The sequence below is a fragment of the Collinsella sp. TF09-1AT genome (assembly GCF_003436895.1).
Lineage (GTDB): Bacteria > Actinomycetota > Coriobacteriia > Coriobacteriales > Coriobacteriaceae > Collinsella.
In genome coordinates, this window is record NZ_QSRC01000006.1 from 135,197 (window position 1) to 156,456 (window position 21,260).

Here is a 21,260-nt window from a genome sequence, read left to right on the forward strand (position 1 = left end):
CCTATGCTTTCGTGTTCGCGCGCGACAGGTCGCGATGGGAAATGCTCACGTGATACTGGGCGCCTTCCAAATAACGTGCCGTGGCCTCGGCGATGGCAACGCTGCGGTGTTGGCCGCCCGTGCAACCGATGGCAATAGAAAGTTGCGGCTTGCCCTCCGCGATATAGCCGGGCATGACCGTATCGAGCAGCTGCGTCCAGGCCTTCCAGAACTCCTGGGTCTTAGGATGGTCCAGAACAAAGTCGGAGACTTTCTTATCGAGACCGGTCATGGTGCGCATCTCGGGATCGTAGAACGGATTGGGCAGGAAGCGAACGTCGATCATGATGTCTGCCTCGACGGGCATACCGTGCTTAAAGCCAAACGAGAACACGTGAACGTCCATGAGCTGCTGGTCGGACAACTCGGAGAACGCCATGCGCAATTTGTTGCGCAGGGCAGAGGTGCGCAGGCGGCTCGTGTTGATGATCATATCGGCTCGATCGCGCACACCCTGCAGCTGCAGGCGCTCGCGCTGAATCGCGTCGGCCGTAGTCTCCCCCGGCTTGGCAATGGGATGGCGGCGGCGGTTTTCGCTATAACGACGGATCAGCACCTCGTCAGAAGCCTCCAGGAACACGATGTCGCAGCTCATCTCGCGCTCTTCGAGCGCAGCGACCGCATCGAGTAACTCGTCAAACAGTCCCTGGCTACGCAAATCGCAGGTGACGGCAAGATGCCTGCCCACGCCCGTATTGATGCCGACGAGTTCGGCAAGCTGGGCGATCAGACGCGGAGGCAAGTTGTCGATGCAAAAGTAACCCATGTCCTCGAACACATGCATGGCCTGCGTTCGGCCCGATCCGGACATTCCGGTGATGATGACGATATCGGGGATGCGCTCCGAGCGCTCCGCCGCATCCATGGCATCTCCCTTTTGCATGTGCTGCCTCCTAAAAACAAGCGCGGGACCCAGCAACCCGGATCCCGCGCGGTCAATTGCCTATATTGAGTATACCGCCCCGAGCGGATACGAGGCCTGTCTTACGCCTCAAGCGCAGCCTTGAACCAACTCGTAATACTCGTGGGGTGCGTGATGGCGGTGCCGACGACAACGGCCCAGGCGCCAGCATCGATCGCGGCGCGAGCCTCCTCGGGCGTATGCACGCGACCCTCGCAAATGATGGGAAGGCCGGGGAATTCCTCGGTCGCCTGACGCAGGAGTGGCAGATCGGGGCCATCGGCCATGGTGCAGTCGATGGCGGCGACACCATGAGAGAGCGTGGTGGATACCAGGTCGAAGCCCATATCAACCGCACGGCGAATGTCCTCGATGGTGGCACAGTCCGCCATCAGGAGCACACCCTCCTCGTGCAGCGGGCGGAAGGTATCCTCGACCGTCTTGCCATCGGGGCGCGGACGATCGGTGGCGTCGATCGCCACGATATCGGCACCGGCAGCGACGCAGGCGCGGGCGTGACGCAGCGTCGGCGTGATGTAGACGCCCTCATGCCCATCCTTCCACAGGCCGATGACGGGAACCTCACAGCGACCCTTAATGGCGGCAATGTCGGCAAGGCCCTGGCAGCGAATAGCGGCGGCTCCGCCGAGCTCGCAAGCGCGAGACATTTGCGCCATGGTCTCGGGCGTACGAAGCGGCTCGCCCATATACGCCTGAACGCTCACGACGAGCTTGCCCTTCAGGGATTGAATCAAAGGATCGACGGTCATAAGGCTGCAACCTTTCTCAGAACAGCCTCCCGAGGCGTGTTGTCTCGGGAGGCTCCTACAGCAGATACGTTTACTTCAACGAGGCGAGAAGATGCTCAGCGGCACCGATGAGCGGAGCATCGCCCTCCAGAGAACCGATGAGGATCGGCGTGTCCTGAAGCGGATCGAGCGCCTGGCTGGCATAGCCCTCGTGCACCGAATCCTTCCATGTCTGCGAACGCCAATCGGGACCTTGGTGAATCACGCCGCCCGAAAGCACGATGACCTCAGGGTCCAGGATGTTAGCGAGCGAGCCCAAGCTGGCACCCAGCGCAAAGCCGGCGTCATGGATGACCTCGGTCGCCTTTGCGTCGCCCGCACGGCACAGGTCGTTTACGTCGCGGCCGACCGAAGGACGGCTGGGGTCAACGCGACCAAAGCGCTCGTCATACATTCGACCAATGGAAGTGCCCGAAGCAACCGACTCCAGATGGCCAGAACGCCCGCAGGCGCAGGGAATGCCGGCGGCAGCCGAGCACTCGATGTGGCCCATATGGCCAGCAGCACCATGGAAGCCCTGCATCACGCGGCCGTTCTCGACATATGCGCCGCCGATGCCCGTACCGATGCCAAGACACAAGACGGAGAACTTGCCCTTGCCGACGCCCCAGTGGGCCTCGCCCAGAGCATGAGCCTGCACGTCGCCTACAACGGCAACGGGAAGACCGAGGTCCTCGCGCAGACGTGGCCCCAACTGAACGCCGGACCAGCCGGGCATGATCTCATTGGCATACGCGATGGCGCCCGTCTTGGGATCGACGACGCCGGCGGCACCGATACCGACGCCAAGGACCTCGACATCGGGATTCGCCTCGAGAGCAGCCTTGATGGACGCCTCGATACGCTGGAAGACGGCCTCGCCGCCCTCTTGGGCCTCGGTGGGAACCTCAGCTTCAAAGACCGGATGGGGCACGCCGCCATCAGTCGGATACTCCATAATGGCAGTCGCAATCTTGGTGCCGCCGATATCGACGGAGCAAACGTACTTGTTCTCCATGTCGCTCTCCTTAGGAGATTAAAACAACTACAGGAAATGAGGGCAGAATTATCGCCACAGGTTGATAAAGGTTTCCCAGCTGCCCGAGGTTGGGGCGAAAGTGGTCGGGCGTTGACCTAATGGGTCACGCCCGACCACTTGAGCCCCAAGATCGGGTGCCTGGGGAAGCTTTACAGCAGACCGTTGTCCTGGAGAACCTTCCTGATCGCCTCGACGTTCTCGCCGGTCATGGCCTTCACCGGGCGCGGCATGGTCGGGCTGTCGAAGATACCCATGAGGTTCATAGCGGTCTTGAAGGCGCCGACGCCACCGGCATAGCCCTGGACGCCCGAGGTGACATCCCAGATGTGCGAAATCTCATTGAGGCGATCCTGCTCGGCCTTGACGGTAGCCCAGTCACCAGCCTGAGCGGCCTTCCACTGACGCACGTAGCCCTCGGGCTCAACGTTGGCGAGACCCGGGACGGAACCGTCGGCGCCACCAAGGTAAGCGCCGTCGACAACGACCTCGTGACCGGTGAGGATGCTCATCGGATGGCCGTTCTTCTCGTTCTCCTGAACGAGGTAGCGGAACGAGATGTCATCACCCGAGGAATCCTTAACGCCAGCAAGGACGCCCTCGGCGCCGAGCTTGGCAAGGAGCTTCCAGGGGAGCTTGGTGTGAACGCAGACGGGAATGTCATAGGCAAAGATGGGCAGGTCGAGCTCCTCGTGCAGGATGCGGAAGTGCTCCTCGACCTCGGTCATGCCCTGCAGGGCATAGAACGGGCAGGTGGCGACGAGGGCATCGGCGCCCAGTTCCTGAGCGACCTTACCGTGCTCGATCATGCGCTCGGTCTCGGTATCGATGATGCCGACCAGGACAGGCACACGGTGGTCGACGATACGGACGGCCTCGGCGATGATCTGGCGACGACGCTCGTCGGTGGAGAATACGACCTCGCCCGAAGAGCCCAAGAAGAACAGGCCGTCGACGCCGGCGTCGATCATGCGGTTGATGCTGCGCTCAAAGGAGGCAACGTCGAGCTGATGGTCTTCGGTATCGGGAACAACGACGGGGGGAATAACGCCGGTGAATTGCTGAGTTGCCACAAGAATCTCCTTAGTTGTCTAGCGGGCGGCCCTATGCCACCCACTCTTGTTGGCAGTGTCCAGGCCGCCTAGGCCAAAGAACACGGGTAGAACGTTTGGTTAAAGAAGTCGACGACTTCGTTTTCGAACGCATTGATGCGCTCATGAGCGTATTTGGCATAGATGATATGCCTCCGGTCACACTCAAGACCGTTGAATACGGCAAATTGGCCCTTGGGAGCACTCACGGCATCCATGAGCGATGTGCCCATGAGTACCGATCCGCGCACCCGAGACGACAGTGCCTCGAGGCCGCCGGGAAGCGGATTGGCAACTGCCGCGCAGGCAAGGCCCCGCTCGTCCAGAGCACAAACCGCCAGCGCGACTCCTCCGCCAAGACCCTCGCCCCATGCAAACATACGGTCGGGATCCACGCTGTCAAGATTGCGTGCGACCTTCGACAACGCGCAGCCCCAACGGATGCGTTTGACAAAAGCAGGCGAGGTGATCCCCTGCTGCAGATCGCTGTACCCAATCACATCATCGTCCAGCGCAAGCACGGCATATCCCATGGCGGCAAACCTCGTCATGTGATGCCATCCACGCACGGGCCGGTCAATGTCATGGAACATCAGGCACAGCGGCACAAGCTCGGAAGTCCGGGCGCGACCAGCGGGCTCAATCAGGCGGCCGTGTACGACATCCCCGCCGACCTCAAAGGAGACCTCGGAGTAGCGCGCGCACGGATTGGCGAAATCGATCGCCGTAACGGTCAACCCGCAAACCTCAGGATTCGATACGGCTGTACACAAATCGGAAATATCCACCGAAGTATCGCCGCGCCAATCCCGGAAATCGGAGAGCTTTGACGAAACCGTCCCGGGAATCCCCGTAAGCTCGGGGACAATCAGCTCATCGACATTGCTTTCGCACTTAGACATGAGCCTCCCCTCCCTTGCAGAAAAACGGAATGATCAGATCGTCAAAGTCCTGAATCTCCTCGTGGCCAAAGCCCTCAAAGAACTCATGGCGTTTCTCGCAGGTCAGGTTGTTGTAGACCGCAAACTGCGTTGCCGGCGGGCAAACGATATCGGCAGTTCCCGTGCCAAACAGCACAGGGCATTTGACCATGGGGGCGAAGTTCTTGGAGTCGAAGTACGCAAGCTTTGCATAGGCTTCATCAATACGAATCGAGTCCTCATCAAACCAGCGCGACCAATAGCGAAGGCCCTCGTAGGCAATATCATCGGCATCCAAATCCCAGACCAGGCGGAAATCCGACAGGAAGGGATAGAGGATGGAGGCGCGATTGATAAGCTCGCTGTTAAGCGCGCAGGTCGCAATACCCAAGCCGCCGCCCTGCGATGCGCCATTCACAAATACGCGGGCAAAATCGATGCCCTCGAGCTCGCGAACGATACGGCATAGGATGCGGATGTCCTGATGCAAGCGGACATAGTAGAGGTTGGCCGGGTCGCCGTCGATACCGGCGACGATATGGCCCGCGACCGTTGTGCCCTCAAATCCACCAATGTCCTCGGAGGGACCTCCTTGGCCAGGACAATCGAGAGCGATCAGCGCCATGCCCATACCAGCAAACGACGCCTGCTCAAACCAGCTGCGGCTTGCACCCGGATACCCATGGAACTGAAGCACCAATGGCACGGGCTCGTCCGAGACGGGCTTAAGGTACTTGGCATGCAGGCGGGCGCCGCACATACCGGTAAACCAGAGGTCGAAAAGCTGGCAAGTCACAGCATCGGCGACCGATGCCGCCTCAATCGCATAGTCAAGCCCAACGGCGTCGGCCTCGGCCATGCGATCTTTCCAAAAGAAATCGAAATCTGATGGACGGGGCATGGCGCCTCGATATTCACCAAATTGCTGCTGTAGCTCCTGAGCACTTGGCATGGCTCGTGAACCCAACCTTTCGAAATCGCAACGGAGGTGCGCCCGGCAAGGGAACCGGGCGCACGGGAGGGAAAGCGAACTTACTCGCCGAGCTTGGGGTGCAGCAGCGACGGCGCAGCGCCGAGCAGCATCTTGGTGTAGGGGTCCTGGGGGTGCTGGAAGACCTGCTTGGCCTCGCCCTGCTCGACGATCTTGCCACCATTCATGACGATGATGTCGTCGGATATATAGCGGACCGTCTGGATGTCATGGCTAATGAACACCATGGCCAGGCCGAGCTCCTTCTTAAGGTCGGTCAGCAGGTTGAGAATCTGCGCGCGGACCGAAACGTCCAGAGCCGAGGTGGGCTCATCGGCGATGATAGCGTCGGGGTTCAGCGACAGGGCACGGGCAATTGCCACGCGCTGGCGCTGACCACCCGAAAGCTGGCCGGGAAGAACCTCGGCGGCAGAGCTGGGCAGACCGGTAAGCTCCAGGAGCTCCTTGACGCGCTTCTCCTGCTCTGCCTCGGTGCCCAGGTTGTGGACGCGCATGGGGTCGAGCAACTGCTCGCGAACGACCATGCGGGGGTTGAGCGCCGTGGCCGGGTTTTGGAACACGACCGAGATGACGCGACCCATGTGGCGACGGTCCTCGGCGGTACGCTTGGTAACGTCCTTGCCCTTAAAGTAGACCTTGCCGCTCGTGGGGGCCTGCAGGCCGCACATGACGTTGGCGGTGGTGGACTTGCCGCAACCGGACTCGCCGACGATGCCGATGGTCTGTCCGGGCATGAGCTTAATCGTTACACCCTGGACGGCGTGAACCAGGTTGGGGTGCAGAATCGAGCCGGTACGGGTCCTAAAGGTGACGTGAACATCATCAAGGAAGATGATCGGCTCGACGCCGTTGACTGCGGTCTCGCTCATCTACATCACCTCCGCGTGAGGGGTCAAACCATTTGCCTTGAGCACCTCGTCGGGGAGCTCGGAATAGAAGTGCTCGGTGCCAGGCACGCGCTTGAAGACCGGACGGGTGTCCAGGCCAATGCGCGGATGGCTCGAGCGGGGCGCGAAGCGATCGCCCTTGGGGAAATCGCGCGGGCTCGGAACGGCGCCGGGCACCTGGTGCAGGCGGCCCGAACCGCTCTCGATGGACAGAACGGAGCCCAGAAGACCGCGGGTGTACTCGTGAATCGGGTTGGTGAGCAGCTCCTTGGTGGGCGCCTGCTCGATAACCTGACCGGCGTACATAACCGTGATGTTATGGGCAACCTCGGCGACCAGAGCCAAGTCATGCGAGACGAAGATCATGGCAAAGCCGAGCTTGGCCTGAAGATCGTTGAGCAGCTTGATGACCTGCTTCTGGACGGTAACGTCCAGAGCGGTCGTGGGCTCGTCGCAGATAACCAGCTTGGGGTCGCGGGTAAGGGCCATAGCGATCAGGACGCGCTGACGCTGGCCGCCGGAAAGCTCGTGCGGATAGCTCTCGAGCGTACGCTTGGGATCGAGGCCAACGAGCTCCAGGAGCTCCTCGGCGCTGCGGGTGCCGCCGCGCTTGGTGAGCTGCTTCATCTGAGCGGAGATGAGCATCGAGGGGTTGAGCGAGGACAGAGCGTCCTGATAAACCATGGCGATATCGGTACCGCGCAGGCCGAACCACTCCTTCTTGCTCATCTTGAGCAGGTCACGGCCTTCCCAGAGGACCTCGCCGGAAAGATGCTCGTCCTCATCGGTCAGGCCCATGATGGCCAGCGTGGTGATGGACTTACCGCAACCGGACTCGCCCACCAGACCCATGGTCTGACCGGGGCGGACATCAAAGTTGACATGGTCGACGACGTTGATATCACCGTGGTGCTCAAACTGGATGCAGAAATCGCGGACCGAAAGGATCGGCTCGACAGACTCATCGGGCACGTGGCGGTCGTTACGCTTGAGCTCGACATCGCGCAGGGCGCCAAGGCGAGCGGAGAGGGACTGAGCCTGCTCCTTGTAGGCACGAACGGGGTCGGAGACCAGCAGGTCGGCCTCGCGGCGCTTGGAAGAATCGGTCGGATCCAGGGCAGCGGAGGGAGCGGCGGCCATAGCGTCGGTAATGCCCTCGGACAGGATGTTGAGTGCCAGGCAGGTGATCATAATGGCCAGGCCCGGGAACAGCGCCTGCCACCAACGGCCGGCGAGCACGCCACCGCGGGCGTCGGCAAGAATGTTGCCCCACGTAGCGGTGGGCTCCTGGATGCCAGCGCCGATGAAGGTCAGCGAAGCCTCGAAGATGATGGCGTCTGCGACCAGGGTGACGGTAAAGACCATGATCGGGGCGATGCAGTTGCGCAGAACATGCTTGATCAGAATCCACGGAGCCTTGGCGCCGGACACGATGACCGCGCGGACATAGTCCTCGCCGTACTCGGACACGATGTTGGCGCGCACGATACGGGCGATCTGCGGGGTGTACATAAAGCCGATCGCAAAGATGATCGACGGCACGGAATTGCCCAGGATGGAAACGAAGACGGCTGCGAGGGCGATACCCGGGATGGACATGATGATGTCCAGGATACGCATGATCGCCTCAGAGACAGACTTGCGCGAAACCGCCGCAAGAGCGCCGACAACAGAGCCGCAGACCAAAGCCATGGCGGTAGCACCAAAGCCGATGATCAGCGAGTAACGGCCGCCGTAGAGCATACGCGAAAGGATGTCGCGGCCCTTGTCGTCGGTACCGAAGATAAAGCCGCCACCAGGCGCCTGGCGCGCGGTGAAAATATCGACCGGGCTATAGGGGGCAAGCAGGGGTGCCAGGATCGCAGTCAGGGCGACCAGCACCAGCACGACGGCGGCAATCTTAGAAGATAGCGCCATCTTCTTCCAGCCACCGAGCTTGAGCCCCTTGGAAGCAGCCTTCTCGAGCTGCTCGGTTTGCTTCTCTCGAATCTTTACCATAATCTACACCGTCCTGATGCGCGGGTTGATGAGCAGGTAGAGCATGTCAACCACGATGTTGATGATGATGAAGGCAAGAGCAACGACGATGACGACGCCCTGAACCAAGTTCGCCTCGTTGCCCTGAACGCCCTGCAGAATCGCGGTACCCATGCCCGGGAGGTTGAAGATAACCTCAATGACGACGGCACCGCCCATGAGGTAGCCGATCTTAAGGCCGAGGGTGGTGACCGGGGTAATCAGCGCATTGCGAAGAACGTTGATACCGACGACGACCTTTTCGGGAACGCCGGCACCGCGAGCCATACGGACATAGTCCTTATCGAGCTCCTCGACCATGGCGGTACGCACGATACGAGTCATCTGGCCCGTCAGCGGAAATGCCAAGGCGATGGCGGGCATGATCATGCGTCCCAGATAACCAGCCGGATTCGTGGTGAAGTGAGGCAGGGCGCCCGATGCCGGGAGCACCTTAAGGTAGGAAGAGAACAGCAAAATCAACAGAACGGCAAGCCAGAACGACGGGGTTGCCAAGCCGGCAATGGAAAAGACGCGGATCACTTGGTCCGGCCATTTATCGCGATACAGTGCCGCGATGACGCCGAGCAAAAACGAAACGACCGCGCCGATGGCAAGACCGATAAAGGTCAGCTGCATCGTGACGGGCAGGGCCGTGGAGATGCGCTTGGCAACAGAGTTACGAGCAGCGCCGTAGGTGCCCATGTCGCCGTGGATCAAGTCGCCCATATAGCGCACATAACGCACGGGCCAGGGGTCGTCCAGACCATACTTCTCATGGTACTCGGCAACCGCCTCGGGCGAGGCACCGTCACCCAACGCCGTGTAGGCGGGGTCGGTCTTGGAGAACGACATAAGGAAGAACACCAGGACGGTGACGCCCAATGCCATGATCGGCAGCGCGACAAGACGCCTTCCAATCAAACGTAGAAAGTTGTTCACGTTCTCTCCCCTTTCTTTTGTCGGTAGGACCAACTGGTATATGAGTACGGATACTCATTACAAGACCCGAGCGACATCGTTGCCGCCCGGGTCTTTGTTTCAACTATGAGGATACGGTCTCAACGACCGGTATCCTGCATATAGACTCAAGCGAGTCTTACGCCTTGACGGTCGCGACGCCCTTAAAGGACATGCTCGTCGTGCCGATGCCCTTGAAACCATCGAGGGCCTCGCCGTTGGGCGCGGTGGACGGATCGTCCCAAGAAGCAGAGACGGTCTTGACGTGGACAACGGGGTACAGAACGGCGTTGTCGGCGATGATGTCGAAGCACTCGTTCCACTTCTTCTGCTGCTCGTCGCCCTCGGCGGCAAGAGCCTCGTCCATGAGTCCGTGGAGCTTCTCCCACTCAGCGGACTCCTTCCACGGGCAACGGGTCTGCATCCAGACGTTGTCGCCAAACCACCAGTTGAGCAGCAGGTCGGGGTCAGCGCCGAAGCAGGAAGGATCGCCAGGGGCAAGGAGGATATCGTAAGCCTCGCCGCCGTCGATGGCAGCGTAGGTGGCCGGCGAGGTATCGGTCTGGATGGTCACATCGAAGCCGAGAGCGTCAAGGTCGTTCTTGACCTGGGCAGCCATGCCCTTGATCTGCTCGTTATCGGTGGTGCGCAGGGTGATGGCGCCCGGGGTGATGCCGGACTCCTCGATGAGCTTCTTAGCCTTCTTGGCGTCGGTCTTGTACACCGTGGAGGCCTCATGATAGTTGGTAAAGCTCTTGGGCAGGTAGCAGCTGGCGGCGGTAGCAAGGCCGGCGAAGGTGTTGCTGATCATCTTCTCGGTGTCGAGCGCATACATAACGGCCTGACGGACCTTGACGTCGTTCCAAGGCGCCTTGGCGACGTTGAACATGATGAAGCGGGTACCGAAGCCCTGAACGTTGTCAATCTTGCAGCCAGCGCTCTCGAGCTGATCGACGGCGTCAGCGGTAACGAGCTCCATGACGAGCGTGGAGCCTTCCTGCTGAGCAGTGACGCGAGCGGTGGGGTCGGTCAGGATGCTGTACTGGATCTTCTCGTCCTCGGCAGCATACTCACCGTTGTACTCGGGGTTGGGAACCAGGGTGATCTCGGTGTCGGAGATGGCATCGTACATCCAGGGGCCGGAGCCGATCGGCTGCTTGGCGCGATCCTCCTCGGCCTGGGTGGCCGGGGTAACGCGGATGATGGCCAGACGATCCTTGAGCAGGGAGAAGTTGGGGACCTTGGTCTTGACCGTCACGGTACTGGCGTCCTTGGCCTCGATGGACTCGAAAGGCTGGAAGAACGGAGCATAGGTAGCGGAAGCGGCGCAAGCGTTGTAGGAAGCCACAACGTCGTCAGCGGTGACCTCAGTGCCATCGGAGAACTTGGCGCCCTTACGGATGGTGACCTCGAAGGTGGTGTCATCCACAGACTTGGGATCGTCAGTAGCGAGCTCGTTGAAAGTGCTGTAGTCGTGGTAATCGATGCCGTAGAGGCCCTCGATGACATGCCAGTTGGCACCCAGGCCAACAGCGGAACCGGTGGTGGCGGGATCGAAGCTGGACGGAGCGTAAGCGGAACCAGCGGTGATCACGCCGCCGCCACGGTTGGCGGAATCGGTGGAGCCGGAAGCGGAACCCTCGTCGCTAGAGCTGCCACCGCAGCCAGTGAGACCAAGGCCGGCGACAGCAGCGACGCTGCCGGTGAGGCCGAGGAACGAACGCCTGGACATACCCTTGTTGATGATGGCCATGTCTTCTCCTATCAGTAGAGAATCTTACTCGGGAGCACCTAGACTTGCCCCCGCGCAACTTGCGGACGATATATACCTTACCTACCGACGAACCCAACTGAGGTGCCGCGCTCGGCGACCGATACATACATCCGCTTGAACGGTATTTACTACCGTTCACCGAATTCATTGACAAATGATTCGCCAGACAGTATGTATCGACGAGGTGAGATATCAGTCTTCGTCAACCCGCAGGATATCAGGGTTTTCACTTGGGTTAGTCAAACGTTTTACCGTTAATAAAACCCGAAACCAGCAGGCAATCATGGCGAAATAAATGGTTGAAAATCGCGCAATCATGTATATCAGCTGTTTAGGCTCGTGTTTAGTTTTCGGATTGCTTTGCCGCCGCCCCGGAACGCTCGGCATCCCACGCAACGAGCGTCTCGTGAACCGCTTTGGCGACATCGGCAGGAATGCCTCGAACTTCCGCGATCTCTTGCTCGCTCGCCGCGCGCAAACGCTTCATCGAGCCAAAATGACGCATAATGGCACGTTTTCTGGTGGGTCCCACCCCTGGAACGTCATCGAGTATCGAAACCGTCATGGCCTTATCGCGCAGCTCGCGATGGAATGTAATTGCAAAACGGTGCGATTCATCGCGAACCTGTTTGATTAGATAGAGCGAAGCAGACCCGGTCGGCAGCACGACGGGCGTCTCGTCCCAAGGCACGAAAACCTCCTCATCGGCCTTTGCCAAGCCGCAAACTGGTATATCGAGCCCCAGGGCCTCAAGTTGTTTGATCGCAGCCGTCAATTGCGGTTTGCCGCCGTCGACAACAAGCAGATCGGGCCGCGAGCCAAAGCGCTCATCGGCCATGCGTTCGGGAGCGTAGCGTCGTCCCAAAACCTCGGACATCGACACGAAGTCGTTTGCCTCGTCCAATTCGGCCTGAATTTTAAAACGACGGTACTGGCTCTTGTCAGCGCGCCCGTTGGTAAACACTACCATCGAGGCGACGGTAAAGGTTCCGTGCAGCGTCGAGATATCGAAGCACTCGATACGCATCGGCGGCGCCGGCAGCGCCAGCGCGCTTTCGAGCTCCAGGAGCGCTTGATTGGTGCGGTCGTCAGCGTACCCCGTTCGCATCATGTAGCGCATGAGGGCATGGCGCGCATTTTTGGATGCCATAGCGAGCAAACGGTGCTTTTCGCCACGCTGCGGCCTATGGAGATGGCAGGAACGCTCGCGCTTGCCTGCAAGCCACTCCCCCAGCGCCTCCGCATCCTCAAGCTCGACGGAGAGGTTGACCTCAGCTGGAATATCAGCCGTCTCATCGTAATAGCGTTTAAGAAAGCCCGACTGGAGCTCTTCCTCGTCAACATCAAGACCCTTGTCGAGAATGAACTCGCAGGTGCGAACTGTTCGGCCCTCGCGAACGACGAAGACGCAAGCGGCGGAGATGGTCTCTTCGCGATAGAAACCGATGACATCGATATCGACACTGGAGGGAAAAACGACTTGCTGACGATCGTCCAGACCCCTGATGACCTCCAAACGACGTTTGACGCGTGCCGCGCGCTCAAAGTCGAGCGCCTCGGCGGCATCCGTCATCTCGGAGGTCAGCTCATCGACGACATCCTTGCGATGGCCCGACAAAAAGCGCTCGACACGCTTGACGTTCTTGGCATAGTCTGCCGGGGAAATCGCACCGACACACGCACCCGGTCCGCGCCCGACATGGTAGTCAAAGCAGGGGCGCCCGTTTTGCGCGCAAATCATATTGACGATGTCTTCCTCGCCCTTGTGGGACTCGACGATACGGCGGCAACGACGCCACTCCGCACAGGATGCGGAGCAAATGGGAATAACCTTGCGCAGCGTATCTATCGTCTCACGTGCCGCACGGCTATCGGTATAGGGTCCAAAATAGCGCGTTCCCGGCTTATGACGCTCACGCGTGTATTTGATAGCGGGATACAGGTCGCCCTTTGTAATGGCGATAAAGGGGTAGCTCTTGTCATCCTTGAGGTCGACGTTAAAGTACGGATGGTACTGACCAATCAAATTGCGCTCGAGCACCAACGCCTCATGCTCGGTCTCCACCACGATATAGTCAAAGCTCGCCACCAGCTGCATCATCAGCGGGATCTTTTGACGCTCATCCTGCAGTGTCACGTATTGACGCATGCGGGCGCGTAGGTTTTTCGCCTTGCCCACGTAGATGACATCGCCCTTGGCGTCTTTCCAAAGGTAGCAGCCGGGCTGCGTGGGAACGCGCGAAACCTGCTCGGCAAGCGTTGGAATGTTGTCGTGACCGACCATGCGCACCTACTTGCGACGAAGCAGCGCCGAGACCTCGGGCATCTTAAGAACGACGGCAAGGCCAAAGGTAACAGCAAGCGAGACGACACCCGCAACGCAAACGTAGCCAAGAGTAATCAGAATCGAGCCGCCAAGTGCCCCGACAAAGTGCTCAAGCGCCCACATGACGCCGGCGCCTGCGGCAGCACCCAGGCCACCGAGCAAAAGGCCAAAGAAACCGCCATGCAGGATAGATTTGACCTGAAGGCCACGCAGACGACGACGCAGCCACCACAGCGAACAACCGACCAAGATCACGTAGTCAACGACATACGAAAGCGCGATTGCCGGCATACCGAAGCCCAGCACAACGCCAAACAGCAGAACCGAGCCGGCCTGGCCGATGGCGGAATACAGGCAATAGCGGCTATAGGGCTTCATGTCGAGCAAGGCAGAGAAGCTCTTCTGCATCAATACGACCACGCCGTAGAGCGGCAGCGAGAACGCCAGGTAGACAAGGAACTCGGACACCAGCGCCACGCCGGACTCATCAAACTTGCCGGCACAGTAAATCATGTTGAGCGGACGCGCGAAGACAATCAGGTACAGCGTGAACGGAATCAGGAAGAACAGCATCTGGGCGACGCCACGCGAAATGCCCGTGCGAACGCTGTCGTAATCCTTCTCCTGTGCGTCGTGAGAAAGCTCGGTATAGAGCGCCGTCGAAAGCGAGGCGGCAATCAGCGCGTAGGGCAGCGTGTACCACAGACGCGCATAGGCGATGACGGAAGGACCAGTCTCGGGCTGGACCACCAGCGCGGCAGCGTTGGTGATAGAAGTCGAGACAAACATGCACACTGTGGCGAGCAGCGTCGGGATACCGAGCGCAATCGTCTGGCGCAGTGCGGGGTCCTTAAAGTCGATATGGATATGGGGATGCACGCCGTGCTTACCAAGCGCGGGGATCTGACATGCCATCTGAACAAAGACACCGAGGGTCGTACCGGCCGCAATCAAGATGATGCCGGCACGTTCGCCAAGCTGTGCGGACACGGGCGCAAAACCCATAAAGCTCGCAATGACGATCACATTGTTGAGGACCGGGGCAAACGTCGACCAGAAGTAGTCGCGGTGTGCGTTAAGAACGCCCGAGAACACCGAGCCCAAACCATAAAACAGAATCTGGATGGCAAAAAAACGGAACATGAACGCAGCGGTATCCATGCTGCCGCCGTCACCCGAAAGGAACGATTGCGTCCAGATAAAGCCCGGGGCGAACACAGTCCCCAGCAACGAAATGCCACCCAGCACCAAAAGCAGAATGCCAAGCAGGTTGCCCACGTACTCGTTCGAGGCCTCGCGACCCTGCTCACGCCTCACGCCCATGTACACGGGCAAAAAAGCCGTCACGAGCATGCCGCCCATCACGAGTTCGTAGAGCATATTGGGCAGGTTGTTGGCGACCTGATAGGAGGACGAGAGTAGCGACATGCCGATAGCGGCCGCCATTGCCCACGTGCGGATAAAACCGGTGACGCGAGACACGATGGTCAGGATGGTCATAAGCCCGGCGGAACGACCAACCGTGGAGTAGTCCGACGAGCCCATGTCGTCAGTGTCATCTTGCGACGAAGAAGCCTCAGGCGCGGGCGTCTGAGAAGCCGAACGCTTTGCAAAGTGAGCCCCGCGCTTCGATTCTTCCTGCGGCATCGTTCAGTCCTCTCTCGTGATCGGGGCAACCGTCGCCCCGCAAAATGCAACTAAGTCGTCGGGGGCAAGCTCAAGCTGATAGCCACGCTTACCGCCTGAGATAAAAATGGTATCCCAAAGGACGCATGTCTCATCGATCAGCGTCCGAAAGCGTTTTTTCATGCCGACTGGACTGCAGCCGCCCCGGACATACCCCGTCGCGGCAAGCAAGTCCTTAACATGCATCATGGTCAGCGACTTTTCGCCAGCGGCGCGCGCGGCGGCCTTTAGGTCAAGCTCGTCGGCAACGGGAATACAGCACACAACGTGTTCATTGGACGGCGCCACGCAAACCAAGGTCTTAAAACCCTGGCCAGGCTCCTCGCCAAGTTGTTCCGAAATTGCAACGCCTAAACCCGCCGACTCATCGCCATCGTCTTCATACGTATGGAGAATATAGGAGATGCCGGCGTTTTCCAGCTCGCGCATCGCATTGGTTTTCGGCGTCTTTGCAGCCTTTGCCATGGCATGTCCCTTCCCTCGCATTCGAACGCAACGCATAAGTATATGTCCAATGTAGCCGCATACGTCATCTCGACACACAGAAGCGCCACCGAATCGAAAGGAATCGGTGGCGCTTCTCGCATGACGGCGTCTCTTTACTGGGCGTCGAGTTGTGCTTGACGCTCGCGGTCGCGCTCGAGCAGCGGGGCCAAGAACTTGCCCGTGTAGCTCTGTGAACATGCCGCGACCTGCTCTGGCGTACCCGAGACCACGACAGTTCCGCCGCCATTGCCGCCCTCGGGGCCCATATCGATCAGACGGTCGGCAACCTTGATGACATCGAGATTGTGCTCGATCACCAGAACCGTGTTGCCCGCATCGACCAGGCGCTGCAGCACGTCGAGCAGCTGGCGGACATCCTCAAAATGGAGACCGGTCGTCGGCTCATCCAGAATGTAGAACGTCTTACCCGTCTGACGGCGGTGGAGTTCCTTGGCAAGCTTTACGCGCTGTGCCTCGCCACCCGAAAGCGTCGTTGCCGGCTGGCCCAGGCTCACGTAGCCCAAGCCTACATCGTACAGCGTCTGAAGCTTGCGCTTAATCTGCGGGATATTCCCAAAGAAAGCCAGTGCCTCGGCCACGCTCATGTCAAGTACGTCCGAGATGGTCTTGCCACGGTAAGTGACCTCGAGTGTCTCGCGGTTGTAGCGTTTACCGCCGCAAACTTCGCAGGGAACGTAGATATCGGGAAGGAAGTGCATCTCGATCTTGATCTGTCCGTCGCCCTTGCACGCCTCACAGCGCCCGCCACTCACATTAAAGGAGAAACGACCCGGCGAGTAGCCGCGCGCCTTCGACTCCGGCGTACTCGCAAACAGCGCGCGAAGATCATCCCACAGGCCGATATAGGTAGCAGGGTTGGAACGCGGCGTGCGGCCAATCGGCGACTGGTCGATATCGATAACCTTATCGATACACTCGATGCCCTCGATTTTCTTATATGGACCCACAGGGCGCGTCGAACGGTGAATGGCATTCGTAAGGGCAGGCGCAATGGTATCGGTAACCAGGGAGCTCTTGCCCGATCCCGACACGCCGGTAACAACCGTAAGCGTACCAAACTCGATCTTGGCAGTAACGTTTTTGAGGTTGTTGGCTCGAGCGCCCGTAATTTTAAGGCAGCCGCGACCGGGCTTGCGCCGTTCATCAGGCACCCGGATCATTCGCTTACCGGTCAGATAAGCGCCCGTCATCGACTCAGGACACGCCATGATATCGGCAGGCGTTCCCGCCGCGACTACGTGTCCGCCGTTGACACCGGCGCCGGGACCCATGTCGATCACGTAATCGGCGGCACGGATTGTATCCTCGTCGTGTTCGACGACGATAACGGTATTGCCGATATCGCGCAGGCGCTCAAGCGTCTTGATCAGGCGCTCGTTGTCACGCTGATGAAGACCGATCGAGGGCTCATCCAGAATATAGAGCACGCCCATGAGACCCGCGCCGATCTGCGTTGCCAGTCGAATACGCTGTGCCTCGCCACCGGAAAGCGTCGCCGAGGCGCGATCGAGTGTCAGATAGTCGAGTCCAACATCGACCAGAAAACGCAGACGCTCCAGAATTTCCTTGACGATGCGCCCGCCGATAAACTGTTGGCGCTCGGTGAGCTCCAGGCCCTCAAAAAACTCGAGCGACTCACGGCACGACAGGCAACAAACCTCGTAAATGGACTTGCCACCCACGGTGACGGCGAGCATCTCAGGGCGCAAACGAGCGCCGTGGCAGCTCGAGCACGGTTCCTCGCGAATGTACTTCTCCAAGCGCGCCTTGGTGTTCTCGTTCGTCGTCTCGGTATAGCGTTCGTACAGGATGTTGCGAACGCCCGAAAACTTGGTATCCCACTGGCTGCGACGTCCGTCGAGCTTTTGGTAGTCGACCGAGATCTTCGTATCGCCCAGGCCATCCAAGAATGCACGACGCACGCGAGGGGGCAAGTCCTCCCACGGCGTATCGGTGCTCACCTTAAAGTGTTTGCAGACCGCAGCAAAAATCTGCGGATAGTAGTTCGAATTGCCAAACAGGCTACCAAAGACTCCGTCGGCAATGGACTTCGAGGGGTCCTCGATCAGCGCCTCGGCATCAACGGTTTTCTTAAAGCCCAGGCCGTCGCACTCAGGACATGCGCCATAGGGAGCGTTGAACGAAAAATCACGCGGCTGAAGATCGTCAATGGAGTGACCATGCTCCGGGCACGCCAAGGCCAACGAATACTCCAGCAGCTCGCCCTCGGTCCCCTCGGGAGCATCACGATCGGGCAGCATGTACACGTTTACATTGCCGTGAGCCAGCGCGGTCGCCTGCTCAACAGACTCGGCGATACGGCCCAGAGAGTTCTCACGGATCACGATGCGATCGACCACGACCTCGATATCGTGCTTGAACTTCTTGTCCAGATCGATCGGATCGTCGAGCGAGCGCACTTCACCGTCGACACGCACGCGGCTAAAGCCCTCGGCGCGAAGGTCCTCAAACAGTTTGGTGTACTCGCCTTTTCGCCCGCGTACCACCGGTGCCAGCACAAACGCGCGGCGGCCCTCCCCCGCCGCCAAGACCTTGTCGGCAACCTGATCGGTCGTCTGACGCTCAATGACACGGCCACATTCGGGACAGTGCGGGGTGCCCACACGGGCGAACAGCAGGCGCAGATAGTCATAAATCTCGGTTACGGTGCCAACCGTCGAGCGCGGGTTCTTGGATGTCGTCTTTTGATCAATTGAGACAGCCGGCGAAAGGCCGTCGATTGAATCCAAGTCGGGTTTGTCCATCTGGCCCAAGAACTGGCGCGCATAACTCGAAAGGCTCTCGACGTATCGACGCTGGCCCTCGGCATAGATAGTGTCGAATGCCAGCGAACTCTTGCCCGAGCCAGAAAGACCGGTAATGACCACGAGTTGGTCACGCGGAATGGAAACATCGATATCCCGGAGGTTATGCTCACGAGCGCCGCGAATAACGATAGAAGAATCAGACATGGAAGCTCCTTGCCTCCTATTGCATCGAATCATACCTGCCGATGAGTTTAGCGCACTCGACGCGCACAGATGTTCGTAATACAAGATTCGCAGACCTTTAGCTTTGCGTATCGGGCGCTTTGTTTCTCGAAATGCCGTGGAAAGGTTACAGTAATCTAATACTGAACTTAATTTGCTGTACCAGAGGAACGTCCATGACCGAAGATATCCCCCTTGAAATCACTTCGAGCGACATGGCCAATCTGCCCATATTCATCGCCGTCCTTATCGTGGCCACCGTCGTCGTGCGCGTGTATTTTTCAATCAAACGCAACGAAAAGCCACCCATTGCCTGCGTCTTTTGGTGCGCGACGCTCCTCATCCCGCTCGGCGTGGTAGCTGCATGGGTTACGAATCAATCGCTCGTAAATGAGGGCAGCTCCCTATGGGTCCTTTCTTATTCGGCGCTCGGTGCTGCCGCCGTCATGCTTCTTGTCGAGCCCTTGGTTTCGGGACTTATCGACCAAACCGACCTTGCGACGGGAACGGTTGCCTGTATTTGCCGTGACATCCTTGTCATCGCCGCTGTTTCAGCGCTCTCGTTCGTTTCACTCGAAATTGCCTGCAACGAAACGTTCTATCGCATTCCCGCCAACTCATTCGGGTTTTCCGTCGGGCTGCTCGCGACGGTTCTGCTCTCCCTTTATTTGCTGGGACAGCGTCATGGAGGCGTCATGGCTCTCGTGCCCGTCGTCTGCTGCATCCTTGGCATTGCCGAGCACTTCGTCATAACGTTTAAAGGCGAAGCCATCCTGCCAAGCGATATCTTGGCCCTTGGCACCGCAATGGAAGTGAGCGAGGGATACGAGTTTACCTTTACCGCCGGAATCGTAACCTCTCTCGCCCTGCTGGAGATTTCCCTGGGGCTTCTTTCGCTCATCCGACCGCGAAAGCTCCGTACGCCCACCCATGTCTTCCCCGCTATCGCCGCTAACCTCTGTGCTTTTCTGCTAGTGACCGTTGTGGGGCTCTCAGGCTTTTCCAACATCGACTTGGAGCAGGCGCTGGATTTTGGATTTGACCGTTGGCAGCCCATCACCACGTATGCGTCTCAGGGTTTTATCACTTCGTTCACCGAAATGGTCAACGAGTTGCCCATTGAGAAGCCCGAAGACTATACGCCCGATGAGGCGCAGAGCATCGAGCAGGAGCTCGCCGCCGCCTACGACAGCACATATGGCTCGAGCGAGCAGCGCGCGGCGGCCGTTGCCCAGTTCAATGAAATCAAGCCGACGATTGTTGCCGTCATGAATGAGAGTTTTAGCGACCTTTCGTGCTTTGAGCAGCTCCAGGCGGCCGGGTACACCGGCCCCGCATTCTACAACTCGCTTCCCGACACACTTGTTCGCGGCACCATGCTCGCTTCGGTCGCCGGTGGCGGAACGGCGAACTCCGAATTCGAATTTTTGACCGGAGCGACAACGGCCTTTGTCGGATTAGGCAAGATCCCCTATCAGCTGTATCAGATGAATGGCGTAAACAGCCTGGCAAAGGACCTTAAAGAGCTTGGGTATACCACTACCGCTATGCACCCGCAAAACCCCGTCAACTACCATCGAGATAAAATCTATCAGCAGCTGGGCTTTGGAGACTTTCTTTCAATCGGCGATTTCGAAGGTGCGCCCTATTACCATGCCGGCGTATGCGACTACGTCACCTACGACAAGATACTCGACCTGCTTAGAACCGACGAAGCGCCGCAGTTCATCTTTGACGTCACGATGCAAAATCACGGCGGCTACGACTATGGCACCGTTCCCGCCGAAGAGCTGACAAACTATTGGGTCGAGGGAGCCAGCGAAGGCGCCAACAGCGCGCTCAACACCTATCTCACCTGCATCAACGCATCCGACCGGGACCTCGAGTACTTTATCAACGAGCTCCGCAACATCGGCAGACCGGTTGTTCTTGTCTTTTTTGGCGACCATCAGCCGAGCGCCGCAACGACTCTCAACGACGAGCTGTACCCTCAGGAAGATACGGCAAGTCACGCTTTCCGTATCTATCAGTCGACATATCTCGTCTGGGCTAACTATGAGATCGCCGGCAATACCGAGCTCAACGTCTACGACACCGTCGGGGCAAACGAGATTGCAGCCATTACCCTTAATAAGATCGGCGCCCCGCTCACCAATTACCAAAAGGCCCTGCTTGCGACAAGGTCAGATGTGCCCACCATCAATGTCGCCGGCTATCTCGGTGCCGACGGGCTGCGCTACGACTTGGAATCGAAAGACAGCCCCTACGCCTCGATGATCGACAAGCTGCAGCGCATGCAATACCTCGAGTTCGCCAGCAAAGTTCAGTAAGCCCGCCCATTCGCTTGG

The 21,260-nt window shown here is 59.0% G+C and carries 15 protein-coding genes; 1 reads left to right on the forward strand and 14 read right to left on the reverse strand.

Annotated elements, in window-relative coordinates:
* Position 1: 1 nt before the first annotated feature.
* The 14 genes from rapZ to uvrA all read right to left on the reverse strand — a co-directional run bounded on the left by rapZ (position 2) and on the right by uvrA (position 18,894).
* Positions 2 to 922: an RNase adapter RapZ gene (gene rapZ / locus DXC90_RS06985; RefSeq protein ID WP_117735346.1), complete on the reverse strand. Its 921-nt coding sequence runs from the start codon at positions 920 to 922 to the stop codon at positions 2 to 4.
* 101 nt (positions 923 to 1,023) lie between these two features.
* On the reverse strand, positions 1,024 to 1,710 hold the full coding sequence (locus DXC90_RS06990) for an N-acetylmannosamine-6-phosphate 2-epimerase (protein ID WP_022094877.1): 687 nt from the start codon (positions 1,708 to 1,710) through the stop codon (positions 1,024 to 1,026).
* A gap of 70 nt (positions 1,711 to 1,780) precedes the next feature.
* Positions 1,781 to 2,746 carry an ROK family protein gene (locus DXC90_RS06995; RefSeq protein ID WP_117735347.1) on the reverse strand — a complete coding sequence of 322 codons (966 nt, stop codon included), beginning with the start codon at positions 2,744 to 2,746 and terminating at the stop codon, positions 1,781 to 1,783.
* A 170-nt stretch (positions 2,747 to 2,916) separates the two neighbouring features.
* A complete protein-coding gene (locus tag DXC90_RS07000) occupies positions 2,917 to 3,837 on the reverse strand; it encodes a dihydrodipicolinate synthase family protein (RefSeq protein WP_117735348.1) in 921 nt (306 codons plus the stop codon).
* A gap of 68 nt (positions 3,838 to 3,905) precedes the next feature.
* The gene (locus DXC90_RS07005) at positions 3,906 to 4,757 is read right to left on the reverse strand and encodes an acetylxylan esterase (RefSeq protein WP_117735349.1); all 852 of its coding nucleotides are present in this window, start codon (positions 4,755 to 4,757) and stop codon (positions 3,906 to 3,908) included.
* Positions 4,750 to 5,727: an acetylxylan esterase gene (locus tag DXC90_RS07010; RefSeq protein ID WP_117735350.1), complete on the reverse strand. Its 978-nt coding sequence runs from the start codon at positions 5,725 to 5,727 to the stop codon at positions 4,750 to 4,752. The genes DXC90_RS07005 and DXC90_RS07010 overlap by 8 nt, the downstream gene beginning before the upstream one ends.
* An 80-nt stretch (positions 5,728 to 5,807) precedes the next feature.
* Positions 5,808 to 6,635, reverse strand: a complete 828-nt coding sequence (locus tag DXC90_RS07015) for an ABC transporter ATP-binding protein (RefSeq protein WP_006236159.1) — start codon at positions 6,633 to 6,635, stop codon at positions 5,808 to 5,810.
* The gene (locus DXC90_RS07020; RefSeq protein WP_117735351.1) at positions 6,636 to 8,651 is read right to left on the reverse strand and encodes a dipeptide/oligopeptide/nickel ABC transporter permease/ATP-binding protein; all 2,016 of its coding nucleotides are present in this window, start codon (positions 8,649 to 8,651) and stop codon (positions 6,636 to 6,638) included.
* Between the two features lie 3 nt (positions 8,652 to 8,654).
* Positions 8,655 to 9,611 (reverse strand): ABC transporter permease, encoded by a 957-nt coding sequence (locus tag DXC90_RS07025; RefSeq protein ID WP_022094871.1) that lies wholly within the window; start codon positions 9,609 to 9,611, stop codon positions 8,655 to 8,657.
* Between the two features lie 157 nt (positions 9,612 to 9,768).
* Positions 9,769 to 11,382: an ABC transporter substrate-binding protein gene (locus DXC90_RS07030; RefSeq protein WP_117735352.1), complete on the reverse strand. Its 1,614-nt coding sequence runs from the start codon at positions 11,380 to 11,382 to the stop codon at positions 9,769 to 9,771.
* Between the two features lie 364 nt (positions 11,383 to 11,746).
* A complete protein-coding gene (gene uvrC, locus DXC90_RS07035; RefSeq protein WP_117735353.1) occupies positions 11,747 to 13,687 on the reverse strand; it encodes an excinuclease ABC subunit UvrC in 1,941 nt (646 codons plus the stop codon).
* Between the two features lie 6 nt (positions 13,688 to 13,693).
* Entirely contained in the window at positions 13,694 to 15,376 is a 1,683-nt protein-coding gene (gene murJ, locus DXC90_RS07040) for a murein biosynthesis integral membrane protein MurJ (protein ID WP_233502240.1), read from the reverse strand.
* A 3-nt stretch (positions 15,377 to 15,379) separates the two neighbouring features.
* Positions 15,380 to 15,880: a Cys-tRNA(Pro) deacylase gene (ybaK, locus tag DXC90_RS07045; protein ID WP_117735354.1), complete on the reverse strand. Its 501-nt coding sequence runs from the start codon at positions 15,878 to 15,880 to the stop codon at positions 15,380 to 15,382.
* A gap of 134 nt (positions 15,881 to 16,014) precedes the next feature.
* Complete coding sequence (gene uvrA, locus DXC90_RS07050) at positions 16,015 to 18,894, reverse strand: excinuclease ABC subunit UvrA (protein ID WP_117735355.1); 2,880 nt, start codon at positions 18,892 to 18,894, stop codon at positions 16,015 to 16,017.
* A 194-nt stretch (positions 18,895 to 19,088) separates the two neighbouring features.
* On the opposite strand from uvrA, the gene DXC90_RS07055 reads away from it, so the two are divergent.
* Positions 19,089 to 21,242 (forward strand): LTA synthase family protein, encoded by a 2,154-nt coding sequence (locus DXC90_RS07055; RefSeq protein WP_158550240.1) that lies wholly within the window; start codon positions 19,089 to 19,091, stop codon positions 21,240 to 21,242.
* Positions 21,243 to 21,260: the final 18 nt, after the last annotated feature.

Coding starts and splice junctions, on each gene's coding strand:
- rapZ (WP_117735346.1), bottom strand. CDS start 922: ATGCAAAAGGGAGATGCCATGGATGCGGCGGAGCGCTCGGAGCGCATC.
- DXC90_RS06990 (WP_022094877.1), bottom strand. CDS start 1,710: ATGACCGTCGATCCTTTGATTCAATCCCTGAAGGGCAAGCTCGTCGTG.
- DXC90_RS06995 (WP_117735347.1), bottom strand. CDS start 2,746: ATGGAGAACAAGTACGTTTGCTCCGTCGATATCGGCGGCACCAAGATT.
- DXC90_RS07005 (WP_117735349.1), bottom strand. CDS start 4,757: ATGTCTAAGTGCGAAAGCAATGTCGATGAGCTGATTGTCCCCGAGCTT.
- DXC90_RS07010 (WP_117735350.1), bottom strand. CDS start 5,727: ATGCCAAGTGCTCAGGAGCTACAGCAGCAATTTGGTGAATATCGAGGC.
- DXC90_RS07015 (WP_006236159.1), bottom strand. CDS start 6,635: ATGAGCGAGACCGCAGTCAACGGCGTCGAGCCGATCATCTTCCTTGAT.
- DXC90_RS07020 (WP_117735351.1), bottom strand. CDS start 8,651: ATGGTAAAGATTCGAGAGAAGCAAACCGAGCAGCTCGAGAAGGCTGCT.
- DXC90_RS07030 (WP_117735352.1), bottom strand. CDS start 11,382: ATGGCCATCATCAACAAGGGTATGTCCAGGCGTTCGTTCCTCGGCCTC.
- uvrC (WP_117735353.1), bottom strand. CDS start 13,687: ATGGTCGGTCACGACAACATTCCAACGCTTGCCGAGCAGGTTTCGCGC.
- murJ (WP_233502240.1), bottom strand. CDS start 15,376: ATGCCGCAGGAAGAATCGAAGCGCGGGGCTCACTTTGCAAAGCGTTCG.
- ybaK (WP_117735354.1), bottom strand. CDS start 15,880: ATGGCAAAGGCTGCAAAGACGCCGAAAACCAATGCGATGCGCGAGCTG.
- uvrA (WP_117735355.1), bottom strand. CDS start 18,894: ATGTCTGATTCTTCTATCGTTATTCGCGGCGCTCGTGAGCATAACCTC.
- DXC90_RS07055 (WP_158550240.1), top strand. CDS start 19,089: ATGACCGAAGATATCCCCCTTGAAATCACTTCGAGCGACATGGCCAAT.